Genomic DNA, 12567 nt, shown 5'->3' with positions numbered 1-12567 from the left:
TTTGAATAGCTATCAACACGTTTTTCTATCCTCAAAATAGATCACTTAATTAAGCGAATTGGTATTAATTATGCGACAGTTACAATTTTCATTGTGTTAGTTGCGCCCACAGTTTCCATTGAGTCACCGTGAGTAATAATTACCGTATCGCCAGACTGTAAAGAACCTTGAGAAACTAAAGTATCAAGTGCCGCTTTTACCATACCGTCTTTTTCAGTTTTTGTAGAATCAAAAAATACTGGGTAAACACCACGATAAAGTGCTGTTTGACCTAATGTACTCGCATGGCGTGAAAGCGAGTAGATTGGTAAGCCAGAGCTGATACGTGACATTAATTTAGCCGTGCTACCAGATTCAGTAAGCGTGATGATAGCTTTAACAGAATCTAAGTGATTAGCTGCATACATAGCAGAAAGTGCGATAGATTCTGCATTGTTAGAAAAACGACTATCTAAACGATGCTTAGAAACATGCGTTTCTTTTTGAGATTCAGCACCTAAACAAACACGTGCCATAGTTGCAACAGTTTCTTCAGGGTAATCACCAGCAGCTGTTTCAGCTGAAAGCATTACAGCATCTGTTCCATCAAGAACAGCATTTGCAACATCCATAACTTCTGCACGTGTAGGCATAGGGTTATCGATCATCGATTCCATCATTTGCGTTGCTGTTACTACAGTACGGTTTAATGAACGAGCACGACGAATAATTAGTTTTTGCTTGCCCATAAGAGCTGCATCACCAATTTCAACACCTAAATCACCACGAGCAACCATTACAGCGTCAGACGCTAGAATGATGTCATCAACAGCTTCTTGTGTTTCAACGGCTTCAGCACGTTCAATTTTTGCAAGTAGTTGTGCTTTTGAACCAGCAGCTTCAGCAAGTGAGCGTACGTAGCGCATATCGTCGCCACTACGTGGGAATGATACGGCAATGTAATCTACGTCAATTTCAGCGGCAGTTATTAAATCTTCTTTATCTTTTTCAGTAAATGCTGGAGCAGTTAAGCCACCACCTAAACGGTTAATACCTTTATTGTTAGATAAAACACCGCCAACAGTTACAGTACAATGTACTAAGTGCCCAGCTACTTCATCAACAGTTAGTTGAATAAGGCCGTCATTTAGGAGTAGTAAGTCGTTAGGGCTAACATCGTTAGGTAATTCTTTATAATCAATACCTACAGAGTTAACATCGCCTTCGCCTTTTTCCATTTTTGCATCAAGAGTGAACTTTGCACCCACAGCAAGCGTTACTTTACCTTCTTTAAAAGTAGAAACGCGGATTTTAGGGCCTTGAAGGTCAGCAAGGATAGCAATATGCTTGCCTAATTTTTTTGCAATATCGCGTACAGCTTGCGCACGGTCTTTATGATCTTGGGCAACACCATGTGAGAAGTTTAAACGTACTACATTAGCCCCAGCGATAATAATTTTTTCTAAGTTGTTATCTCTATCGGTAGCAGGTCCAAGGGTAGCGACTATTTTCGTGCGTCTTAGCATCAATTTCTCCTGTTTGCTTGGTGAAAGCATGTTGACGTTATTTTGTTGAATTAAAACATCTATATTAGATTAAAATATTTTAATTATGTGCAAACTTCAAAGGTTTGCCACTATTTTATACAAAACTATTGTGTCATCATTATGACACCGGTGTCAGAATGCGTCAATGATCTTAATTTCAATTAGCGTTGCTTTTAGTCACCCCGAGAGCATTGATGTTTGATATAATTACGTAGCTTATTTATCTGTAATAAAAAAGCATGTTGTATGGGCTCATAGTTAGTATTTTATGACTGTATGAGTATAATGCACGCGGTATTATTTAATTTATACACTGAATTTTCTAACCAAATAGTTGTTACCGAGGAGGACACTAGATGCAAGTTGCATTAGTAGGGTTAGGCGTTATGGGAAAAAATCTTGCCCTAAACTTGATTGAAAAAGGGATAACGCTAGTCGCTTATGATAAAAACCCACATGCGGGTGAAGAGTTACTAAGTTGTGCCAAATCACAAGGCATGGCTGATAGGCTTCACATTGTCTCTGATTTAAGTGACATGGTAAGGCGTTTAGAGGCACCTCGTTCTATTTTATTACTTGTACCTGCTGGTGAGTTAGTTGATACAGTTTGTAATGAACTTGTAGAGGCCGGCGTTAATTGTGACGATATGATAGTCGATTGCGGTAATAGTAATTATAAAGACGGTATAACGCGTAAACTCAAATACCAAAATAAATTTGAATTTGCCACTATGGGAATTTCTGGCGGTGCAGAAGGCGCTCGCCATGGTCCTGCAATGATGGCAAGTGGTTCTGAAGGTGGTTGGGAACGTATTGAGCCATGGTTTGAAAAAGTAGCTGCTAGCTATAATGGCGATTCATGTTTTGCACGTGTTGGCCAATCAGCAAGTGGTCATTTTGTAAAAATGGTTCACAACGGTATTGAATACGCACTGATGCAACTTATTGCAGAAGTGTACCAATTACTTCGTTTAGGTACTAATCGTTCTCCAAAAGAAGTAGCTGAGATATTTAATGACTGGTCAGAAGGTCAATTAAATAGTTACTTACTGTCTATTTCTAGCCATATATTGTCACTTGAAAATCATAATAATGTACCGCTTGCGGACTTAATTGATAATAAAGTTGGCGCTAAAGGTACTGGTCTTTGGACTGCGCAAAATGCACTCGAACTTGGTATTGCTGTCCCTTCACTTGTTGCTGCTGTTCAAGCTCGTCATTTAACTAATGCATGTAACACAACGGCTGCACAAGAGATGACATATGCATCTAAATCAACGAACAATGTTGAAATTGATTTAGAAGAGCTAAAAGACGCGTTCTTACTTGCAAGCTTACTTGCGTATCGTCAAGGTTTAGCGCTAATCAAAGGTGCATCACGTACTCATCAGTGGAAAGTAGATTTATCTAAAACGCTTCAAACGTGGCGCGCTGGTTGTATAATCCGTGCTGACTACCTAGATAGCGTTGCACAAGGTGTTGAATTTATTGACACTCTTGAAAAAGAGTCTAACTCTTTGCGAAAAATTACCGGTCAAGCAATAATGACTGGTTTAGCATTCCCTGTATTGGGAGCTACACAAACGTATTTAGCAACATTAACTACACCGAGTAATGGGCATTTAGTTCAAGCCCAGCGTGATTACTTTGGTGAGCACGGCATAAAAACCCACAGTGGTGAAATGTGTCATTTAACTGATTTAGTAGATATAGACGCTAAAGTTAGATAAAAAACAGTTGTTTAAAACGATAAAGGCACGCTATTTAGCGTGCCTTTTGTATTTTTAGCCCGTAAAAATTAACGGCTTAACTCACCACGTAAGTTATCTTGCATTAAATGACGAATCGTTTCGACTTCAAGCTTTTGGCTAAATAAATAATGTAACTTAGTTAAACATGCTTCAAGGGTCATATCGTACCCACTTATTACACCAATATTTAATAGCGCATTACCTGTTGCATAGCCACCCATGTTTACATGACCTTTTAAACACTGAGTTAAGTTAACAATTACGACGCCACGTTTACTTGCTTCTTCGAGTATTGACAAAAAGCTCGGATCTTGTGGTGCATTACCTACACCAAAGCTCAGTAGCACCAGTGATTTAATATTGCCATTGACCAAGCTTTTAACTACCTCTTGGCTAATGCCAGGATACAAATAAAGTACCCCGATAGGTTGAGGTGTAATTGGTGTAACTTGCAGCTCATTTTCAACATATGGGCTAAGCTGACCCTTAATAAGTTGAATATTAATACCTGATAACGCTAAGGGGTCTAGATTAGGCGAGGCAAAAGCATTAAACCCATCCGCGTGTGCTTTAGTTGCTCTATTACCTCTAAACAGTTGGTTATTAAAAAAGAGACTTACTTCAGCAATAGGATAATTTGCAGCTAAATACATGGCATTAAGTAAGTTTACTTGGCCATCAGAACGTAATTGTGAGAGCGGAATTTGTGAGCCGGTTACAATCACAGGTTTAGTCAAATTTTCGAACATAAATGACAGCGCTGATGCTGTATACGCCATAGTATCAGTGCCATGGAGCACCACAAAACCATCATAATCTTGGTATTTATCTTTGATATCATTAGCAATGAGTTGCCAATGCTCTGGTGACATGTCTGAAGAATCTATAAGAGGGCAGTATTCGTGAATATCAAACAAAGGCATTTCATCACGATTAAATTCTGCGTTATTCACTACGGTTTCTGTTAAAAAACCTTCAGCCGGAATATAGCCTCGACTCGATTTTTTCATACCTATAGTACCGCCAGTATAAGCGATATAAATGCGTTTACGTTTCATAAAAAAAGCCCAGTAAAAAAACTGGGCCTAGTATAACGTTAAGCAGCTTTAAATACAGCTGATTAGGTGAAGCTATGCACTTTTATTGTGCAACGTTACACACTAAACAGCGTGCGTATACACCTTGTGGATCGTTGTAATCTTTAAGGTTTTCAACTTCAGTACTTAATTGGTTAATAACACTTTGTAAATTAGCTTGTGTTGCTAACACAGATGTTTTTTGTGTTTGCAAACCAAGCATAGATTTAATAGACGCATTACCAAAAATGTTTTGGATCATTTTTTCTTGCGAGCTTAAATCTTGTTTAATAGTTTTAACTTCATAATGATTAAGCTTGGCAAGTGCAGCAGCGGCTTCAATCGCACCTTGTTTGTCGCCTAGCTTATCAACCAAACCTAGTTCAAGTGCTTGAGATGCAATCCATACACGGCCTTGGGCAATTTTGTCAACCTGCTCAGGCGTCATATTACGCGCATCAGCAACAACATTTAAAAAGCGACCGTATGCTTCCTCAACGTTCATTTGAATTACTTGACCCATTTTTTCATTTAGTGGACGAGTGATAGAAAAGCCAGCCATTTCGGTTGTTGCGACGCCATCTGAATAAACACCAATTTTCGATAAGGTTTTCTCAAATGTCATAAAGGTACCAAATACACCAATTGAACCTGTAATAGTACTCGGTGCTGCCCAGATTTCGTTTGCAGCAGAGGCAATCCAATAACCACCTGATGCAGCCACAGAACTCATTGAAGCAATAACAGGCTTTCCAGCAGCTTTAAGCGCTAATACTTCTGCACGAATAACTTCAGAGGCAAACATACTACCGCCACCAGAGTCGATACGTAGTACAACCGCTTTAACTTTATCATCAAGGCGTGCTTTACGAAGTAGGGCAGCTGTAGAGTCACCCCCAATTTCGCCCGCTTTACGCTCACCATCAACAATCGTACCTTTAGCAACAACTACCGCTACTTTTTCGGTAATAGGGTTATCAATTTCAATAGGCGGTTTAATTAAGCTTAAGTATTCACGAAATGAAACTTGCTTAAATGTCTTACCATCTTCTTGTGTGCCCACTAAATCAATTAATTGTTTGCGAACTTGCTGATTTGTTTTTAAAGAGTCAACCCACTGGTGATCAAGTGCATATTTACCTGCATCGCCATCGGCAGCTTTCATTTTTTCTAGATATACGTCCATTGTTTCGTCAAAATTTGACTCATCAAACGGGCGAACAGCGGCAACATCTTGTTTGTATTCGCTCCAAAGAGCGCCTAACCAAACGCGGTTAGCTTCTTTAGCTGCATCGGACATGTCGTTACGAATAAAAGGTTCTACTGCTGACTTAAATGTACCAACACGGAAAATATGCTGCGTTACTTCAAGCTTTTCAAGTGCATCTTTAAAGTAAAGCGGGTACATGCCATAACCTTCAATACCTACGCTGCCGTATGGGTGCATAGCTATTTCGTCAGCATGCGATGCAATATAGTATTGTGCTTGAGTATAGTAATAACCCGATGCAATTACTTTTTTGCCAGCTTGCTTGAAGGCATCAATAGCCTTTGTAATTTGCTTAAGTTTATTTAAATGTGCTTTAGGCATCTCTTGTAAATCAAGCAATATCACCGTGATACGATCGTCTTTAGTCGCTTCGTTTATTACTTCAACAATATCGTCGAGTAATATTTCGCTTGGTGCTTCAGAACCAGAAGTTGCATCACTAATTGCGGCTTCAACTGGGTCTATATATGTTTTCTCTTCAACAATAGGGCCATTTAAGTTAAGCCTAAGTACAGAGCCATTTTCAACTATTATTTGATCATCGTCACTTGAGAGTGACACAAAGAAAACAATTACCAGTAATAAAAACAAAATGTTTAGTATTAAGCGACGAGAAAAATTAATTCCAGCCCAAATACCTTTAAATACCTTTGCTATCAAAATAGCTCCTTAATTTGGTACAGTTAATACATTAGTCCCATCTTAGCCTAGAATAAAAATAAATTTAACTGCTAAATCGTAACGAAGTGTTTATGAACCTATATAAACGTAAGTTTTTACTGCTATTTTTAATTAAATGCATGCACATATTGCTTATTACTTGCCATTAAAGCAGAATTAGCTAATGTATACAGGTTAGACCAGTTAACGGGGCACAAGATGTTAGAACAACAATTACAACTAAAACACACACAATTACGTAACCGCTTGGTTATGGGCTCAATGCATACAGGTCTTGAAGAGGGCTGGCATAATCGCAAACGCTTACGCGCATTTTATGAAGCACGTGCAAAAGGTGGCACCGCAATGTTAATTACAGGCGGATACAGCCCTAATTTACGTGGCAAGCTAACACCTATTTCTTCCTCATTTAATAGCTATTACGATGTGTTTAAGCATCGGGCTTACACAGATGCTGTGCATAAACACGGTGGAAAAATTTGTTTGCAATTATTACATGCTGGACGTTATGCATACCATCCTTTCAATCAAGCACCAAGTGCAATAAAAGCACCTATTAATCCTTATAAACCTAAAGCGATGCCGCTTGGCTCGATTAAAAAAACAATTAAAGACTTTGCGCATTCTGCCTATATGGCTGAAAAAGCCGGCTACGATGGCGTAGAAGTCATGGGTTCTGAAGGGTATTTGATTAATGAGTTTATGGCGCCGCACACCAATAAACGTGATGATGAGTTTGGTGGCAGCTTAGAAAATAGAATGCGACTTGCACTTGAAATAGTTAAAGCTGTGAGAGCAAAAGTATCTGAAAAATTCTTAATTATTTTTAGATTGTCGGTCATTGATTTGATTCCAAACGGTTCAACACCAGAGGAAGTTGTTATTCAAGCTACCGAACTTGAAAAAGCGGGTGTTGATATATTTAACACTGGTATTGGTTGGCACGAAGCGCGTGTACCGACTATTGCGAGTATGGTGCCACCGGGTGCATTTAAAGAAGCATCAAAGCGTTTAAAAGACGTAGTTAATGTCCCTGTGATTGCTGTTAACCGAATTAATACTCCAGAAATTGCTAACGATATTTTAAATGCAGGCGAGGCTGATTTAATTTCGATGGCACGTCCATTATTAGCTGATCCTGAGTTTTTTAATAAGTATGTAAACAATCAATCTAAACAAATTAATATTTGTATTGGCTGTAACCAGGGTTGTCTAGATCACGTATTTAAAAATAAACGTGCTACGTGTTTAGTTAATCCACAAGCTGCATTTGAGCTAGATTACCCGCTAGAGCAAGCAGCTAAAGCTAAAAATGTATTAGTTGTCGGTGCAGGTCCTGCTGGTTTATCAGCAAGTTGTTACTTGGCTCAAAAAGGGCATAACGTCACGTTAATTGATCAAAAATCGCAAATGGGCGGCCAATTTAATTTAGCCATGCAGATACCGGGTAAAGAAGACTTTAACCATACACTTACTTACTTCACTAATGAGCTCGAGCGATTAAAAGTAACTGTGGAGCTTGGTAAAGCTTACGACGATTCAATGCTTAAAGATTATGATGATGTTGTTTTTGCAACAGGCGTTAGGCCGCGTGAAGCCTCTATTAAATGTAGTGATGATAAGCGTGTGTTTGCTTATGACGAAGTCATACGCGGCGAAGTAGAACTGGGCAAATCAATCGCTATTTTAGGTGCTGGCGGTATTGGTTTTGATATGGTTGCTTTTTTAAGTGAACATAAATCACAATCTATTAGCGAGTTTAAAACGCAATGGGGGATTGAGTGTGATGCACAGCCTCATAAAGACGAGCGCCAATTGTATATGTTAAAACGCAGTTCGGGTCGTTTTGGAAGTGAGCTTGGTAAAACCACTGGTTGGATACATCGCCAAGTTGCTAAACAGCATGGTGTTAAACAAATTGCTGAGTGCCAATATCAAAGTTTTGATAAAAATGGGTTAACAGTTAATGTTGCTGGAGAAGTTCAAGTACTGCCGGTAGATACTGTTATTGCCTGTATAGGTCAGGTTTCTAATAGCGAAGTGCTAGAAGGTTACACAGATAACGCAAAAGTGCATGTGATAGGCGGAGCTAAACTGGCTGCTGCAATTGATGCTAAACGCGCTATTTTTGAAGCCCTACAAGTGGCGAGAAGTATTTAACCTTTGTAAATAAATTGAAATAGTTTATCAATTTATACGGTCTTTGTTGTTTATAGTCTATAACTTAATAAACATTGAACACACAGGATACGCATGAATAAACTAATCAGTTTTTATAACACAATATTGGGTAAACTATCGTTTTTAGATGGTTTACCTGCTTTACTATTTCGCTTAATCTTAGCTCCCGTTATGATCATCGCAGGTTATAACAAACTTGCTATAAGCACTGAAACACAAGGCTTTCTAAGTAACTTTTTAGCGTCGCCTGATGTCGTTCAATGGTTTGGTAATAGTGAATGGGGTTTAGGCTTACCGTTTCCTGATTTACTAGCTTTTTTAGCTGGATGGAGTGAATTTTTAGGTGGTTGGTTGTTATTATTTGGCCTTTTAACTCGCTTAGTCAGTATCCCGCTTATGTTCACAATGGTTGTAGCGGCTACTTCAGTACATTGGCATAACGGGTGGTTTGCAATAGCGCCGACTAATCCAGAAACAAGTGCTGCGCAAGTACTTGATTGGTTATCTATCCCTGGTGCAAAAGAAAGCCTCGAAAACTCACTAGAAGTACAAGACAGGATAGGGAAAATTCGAGGCTTAGTTGAAGAGCACGGCTTTCCTGATTACCTATACGAAAAAGGTAAACCATCTATTTTAAATAATGGCATAGAATTTTCGGCAATTTATTTTGCTATGCTCCTAAGTTTATTTTTTATGGGCGGTGGGCGTTTTGTTAGTATTGATTACTGGTTAAAGCGAAACGTTATAAAAAAATAACGCATTAAATGTATTTTATTAACGGCTGCATAGTTGACCCTTTGCGGCCGTTTTGCATTTTAATTTCTCGGTATTTATTATTTAAGGTTTTAAATGTTACTCTGTCGTTTTGAATTTTGAGGAATCGTTATGAACGCTATCGAGCTTTTACTTACCCGCCAATCAGACTCTAAACTAACAGAGCCGGGTCCTACGCCTGAGCAGCTCGACATAATTAAGCAAGCAGCATTACGTGTTCCTGATCATGGCTGTATAGCACCGTGGCAGTTCATCATTGCTCAAGGTGATGCACGCAATAAACTGGGTGAAATTTACCATCAAAGTGCAGTGGCAGAGCAACAGACAGAAAAAGTAATTAACCGTGCTAAAGAGCTTCCCCTTCGTGCGCCTATGATTGTAATAGCAATTGCTAAATATCAAGAACACCCAAAAGTACCTCGTATCGAGCAGGTACAAAGTGCAGGCTGCAGTGTATTAGCAATGCAACAAGCTGCATTTGCTCAAGGTTTAGGTGGTGTTTGGCGCACAGGTTACTTTGCACAAAGTAGAGCAGTCAAAAAAGCGCTTAACTTACATGAGCAAGATGAAATAGTAGGGTACTTATACATTGGTACTCCTCAAGTCGAGTGTAAAAAGTCACCTCGCCATAAACCAGAACATTATTTTAGTAATTTGTGAAATAGTATGAACTTTATGCAATTTGCATAGTCATAATTCATTAAGGTTACTAAGAGTAATATAAAAGAGTTAGTGGTTTGGCTGTGAGAAGCGCTTGGAAGCACAAAAGTTAATAATTCTTCTTCAGTTTGTTTTTTAATCGGTTGTTTTTTGATACATTATGGAAAGTCTTAATAAAAATAACGATAAAGAAGACGAAAACAATGGGAAATTTATTTTTACAGGAAAAAGAAAACTGGCTTGCGTGGTCAATTTGGGGAATTGTTGGTGCTTTTGTAACCTTGTATGTTGCAATGAGTACAAATGCAGCGCATTTTATAGCAGGCTCTGCAATAGGTATGCTAATATTGTTAACTTTATGGATGCAACAGTCTAAACGTTTTGACTTTGGACGGGCATTTAAAGTGTGTTGTTATGTTTTAGCGCTAAGTGTACTCCCCGCTTTTATGTTTGTAATAGTGCCAAGTGATGATTTAAATCGATTTGACTTAATTTTTCAAAGTGTAACATTCGCGGCATTGAGTTTGTTGGCTTGTTTAATTTGTTCTTGGATTGCTCGCAGGCCTAAACAATATTACTGAGTATTGAATTAATAAGCGTGTTGAAGTAATTAGCTTAACAAAAGAGCAATGTGACTTGTTTTTAATCGTTTAATTATTATTTACGATTAATTTATATTTAGCTCTTTACAAGTAACACGTTTAACCATATTATTCGCGCCGTACGGAGAGATGGCAGAGTGGTCGAATGCACCGGTCTTGAAAACCGGCATGGGTTTATAGCCCATCTAGGGTTCAAATCCCTATCTCTCCACCATTATTTAAAAAAACCGCCTTATAGGCGGTTTTTTGCTTTGTGGAGTTTAATTAATGACTAAAGCAACGAACCTATCAACCTCACAGCTATTAATAAAACATCTTTTATTATGGATGGTATTTGGTTACTGCTATCAAAGTGCTATTAGCTTGTTGGCAAAAATGGCGGTCGACGCACAACCAGAATATCCATTAATTACCGCTTTTGCTTATGGTCTTGGTTTTAATATTTTGGCTGCCCATCTTATTACTAAATATGATAAACATTGGCCAATAATTGGCTCTGCTTTTATTGGTTTAGTAGGCTTAGTTGCAGTGCCATTTTTATTGTCTGGTGAATCTGGATTATTAGCTATTCCTTTACTTGTTGGAATTTTATTCACTTTACCGCTTTGTAGTTATATTGTTGGCCTAATTAAGCTAAAACTCAGCAAAAACTAGCCCCAAACGGGGTTTATTTTGTGATAGCATAGTCGTGTCTTTTAACTAACAAAACGTGAAAAACACATTATGTCAGATAATTTTACTACAGATGCTGAAAAAGCAAGTTACGGTATTGGCTTACAAATGGGTGAGCAACTTAAGTCTAATCCTTTTGAAGGCTTAAACCTAAATTCAGTATTTGAAGGCATGAAAGATGCGTACGCTGGTAGCGCATTTCAAGTTGAGATCCCTGAGATTCAAGCTGCATTCGAAAAGATTAACGAAGAGATCCAAGCTCGTCGTGAAGAAGAATCTAAAGTACTTTCTGCAGAAGGTATTGCATTCTTAGAAGAAAACGCAAAACGTCCTGAAATCACAGTAACTGAGTCTGGTCTTCAATATGAAGTACTAGCGACTGGCGAAGGCGAAAAGCCAACAGCTGAGTCTACAGTACGTGTTGATTACCACGGTACACTAATTAACGGTACTGTGTTTGATAGCTCATACGAGCGCGGTCAACCAGCTGAATTTCCAGTTGGTGGCGTGATCAAAGGCTGGACTGAAGCATTACAAATGATGCCTGTAGGTACTAAATGGCGTATCTACGTTCCTCATGAGCTTGCTTATGGTGAACGTGGTGCAGGTGCTGCAATCGCACCTTTCTCAACGCTTGTATTTGACGTTGAACTACACGAAATCATTTCTTAATTTAAATAAATTTTAAAATTAAGAGTTTAAAAAGCCGTATTCAATCTGAATACGGCTTTTTTGTGTCTGTAATCTAAGTGTTTTATACCAATTCGATTAGGGTCTGTTGATCTTTCAAGGTTAAATTTGCAGCAGTCTGTTTGGTATTTAGGCAAGGCAGAGCCTATGTAGTGTGGTTATTCCCCATAAATGGGCGATAACGTAGCATTAATGCCAAACAGGCGCTGCCCAAAGGGTTCTTTCTAGGGGCTATTTACTCTTTGTTGCTCGGTTTTTACTTAGCCCACTAGGTTACAAACCTCGCGCCGCGATTAAATAGCCCCTAGTTTGAACAAATTTTAATCCGCAAAGATCAACAGACCCTAATTAAGTGATCTACTTTACGCTAAGAAAATAGGGTTGATAACAAGGCAAAAACTTTTTTAACTAATTGTTATCACTAATTGTTATCACTAATTGCTCCTGCATTGCTCTACCTTTTGCATCCATGCAGTCGTATATCATAATTTTTTACGCAGTTAGCGCAAAGTTTAATCCCTTGAATTGATCAAGTATTATTGCCGATCGATATTATATATTTGTCCCGTCCTAAAATACGTTGACGGTTTTAAATGAAGGCCAGTAGCTTTTGCTCCTGGTCTTTTTTATGCACTTGGTTTGGTGTTTTCATTCCTAAACTTAAATGCGGCCTCAATTCATTGT

Annotated in this window: 10 protein-coding genes and 1 tRNA gene; 8 read left to right on the top strand and 3 right to left on the bottom strand. The window is 38.5% G+C overall.

Annotated features, from left to right (window positions below; all coding sequences use genetic code 11):
• Positions 1-68 precede the first annotated feature (68 nt).
• Positions 69-1505 (bottom strand): pyruvate kinase, encoded by a 1437-nt coding sequence (gene pyk, locus H5087_RS15765; RefSeq protein ID WP_002962904.1) that lies wholly within the window; start codon positions 1503-1505, stop codon positions 69-71.
• A gap of 377 nt (positions 1506-1882) precedes the next feature.
• Here pyk and gndA point away from each other — a divergent pair, with 377 nt between their 5' ends.
• Positions 1883-3256: an NADP-dependent phosphogluconate dehydrogenase gene (gene gndA / locus H5087_RS15760; protein WP_165743572.1), complete on the top strand. Its 1374-nt coding sequence runs from the start codon at positions 1883-1885 to the stop codon at positions 3254-3256.
• Between the two features lie 68 nt (positions 3257-3324).
• Here gndA and ansA read toward each other — a convergent pair whose 3' ends face one another.
• The gene (gene ansA / locus H5087_RS15755; protein ID WP_002962901.1) at positions 3325-4335 is read right to left on the bottom strand and encodes an asparaginase; all 1011 of its coding nucleotides are present in this window, start codon (positions 4333-4335) and stop codon (positions 3325-3327) included.
• A gap of 82 nt (positions 4336-4417) precedes the next feature.
• Positions 4418-6283, bottom strand: coding sequence for a signal peptide peptidase SppA (sppA, locus tag H5087_RS15750; RefSeq protein WP_039489813.1), 1866 nt, complete (start codon positions 6281-6283; stop codon positions 4418-4420).
• A gap of 219 nt (positions 6284-6502) precedes the next feature.
• Here sppA and H5087_RS15745 point away from each other — a divergent pair, with 219 nt between their 5' ends.
• The 7 genes from H5087_RS15745 to H5087_RS15715 all read left to right on the top strand — a co-directional run bounded on the left by H5087_RS15745 (position 6503) and on the right by H5087_RS15715 (position 11865).
• The gene (locus H5087_RS15745; protein ID WP_182672656.1) at positions 6503-8464 is read left to right on the top strand and encodes an FAD-dependent oxidoreductase; all 1962 of its coding nucleotides are present in this window, start codon (positions 6503-6505) and stop codon (positions 8462-8464) included.
• A gap of 93 nt (positions 8465-8557) precedes the next feature.
• Positions 8558-9241, top strand: coding sequence for a DoxX family protein (locus tag H5087_RS15740; protein WP_182672655.1), 684 nt, complete (start codon positions 8558-8560; stop codon positions 9239-9241).
• A gap of 129 nt (positions 9242-9370) precedes the next feature.
• Entirely contained in the window at positions 9371-9919 is a 549-nt protein-coding gene (locus H5087_RS15735) for an NAD(P)H nitroreductase (protein WP_138489000.1), read from the top strand.
• Between the two features lie 203 nt (positions 9920-10122).
• Positions 10123-10500, top strand: coding sequence for a hypothetical protein (locus tag H5087_RS15730; protein WP_024596649.1), 378 nt, complete (start codon positions 10123-10125; stop codon positions 10498-10500).
• A gap of 144 nt (positions 10501-10644) precedes the next feature.
• Positions 10645-10735, top strand: a tRNA-Ser gene (locus H5087_RS15725).
• Between the two features lie 53 nt (positions 10736-10788).
• Positions 10789-11175, top strand: coding sequence for a hypothetical protein (locus H5087_RS15720; protein WP_182672654.1), 387 nt, complete (start codon positions 10789-10791; stop codon positions 11173-11175).
• 69 nt (positions 11176-11244) lie between these two features.
• Positions 11245-11865, top strand: coding sequence for an FKBP-type peptidyl-prolyl cis-trans isomerase (locus H5087_RS15715; protein WP_002962890.1), 621 nt, complete (start codon positions 11245-11247; stop codon positions 11863-11865).
• Positions 11866-12567 lie beyond the last annotated feature (702 nt).

Source organism: Pseudoalteromonas sp. SR43-7 (assembly GCF_014163785.1).
GTDB lineage: Bacteria > Pseudomonadota > Gammaproteobacteria > Enterobacterales > Alteromonadaceae > Pseudoalteromonas > Pseudoalteromonas distincta.
Note: the sequence above shows the minus strand (reverse complement) of the source record. Positions and strands in the feature narration are given on the sequence as shown.

Excerpts from the sequence above, each read along its gene's own strand:
- pyk (WP_002962904.1), bottom strand. The coding sequence starts at position 1,505 with ATGCTAAGACGCACGAAAATAGTCGCTACCCTTGGACCTGCTACCGAT.
- gndA (WP_165743572.1), top strand. The coding sequence starts at position 1,883 with ATGCAAGTTGCATTAGTAGGGTTAGGCGTTATGGGAAAAAATCTTGCC.
- H5087_RS15745 (WP_182672656.1), top strand. The coding sequence starts at position 6,503 with ATGTTAGAACAACAATTACAACTAAAACACACACAATTACGTAACCGC.
- H5087_RS15735 (WP_138489000.1), top strand. The coding sequence starts at position 9,371 with ATGAACGCTATCGAGCTTTTACTTACCCGCCAATCAGACTCTAAACTA.
- H5087_RS15715 (WP_002962890.1), top strand. The coding sequence starts at position 11,245 with ATGTCAGATAATTTTACTACAGATGCTGAAAAAGCAAGTTACGGTATT.
- H5087_RS15740 (WP_182672655.1), top strand. The coding sequence starts at position 8,558 with ATGAATAAACTAATCAGTTTTTATAACACAATATTGGGTAAACTATCG.
- H5087_RS15720 (WP_182672654.1), top strand. The coding sequence starts at position 10,789 with ATGACTAAAGCAACGAACCTATCAACCTCACAGCTATTAATAAAACAT.
- ansA (WP_002962901.1), bottom strand. The coding sequence starts at position 4,335 with ATGAAACGTAAACGCATTTATATCGCTTATACTGGCGGTACTATAGGT.
- H5087_RS15730 (WP_024596649.1), top strand. The coding sequence starts at position 10,123 with ATGGGAAATTTATTTTTACAGGAAAAAGAAAACTGGCTTGCGTGGTCA.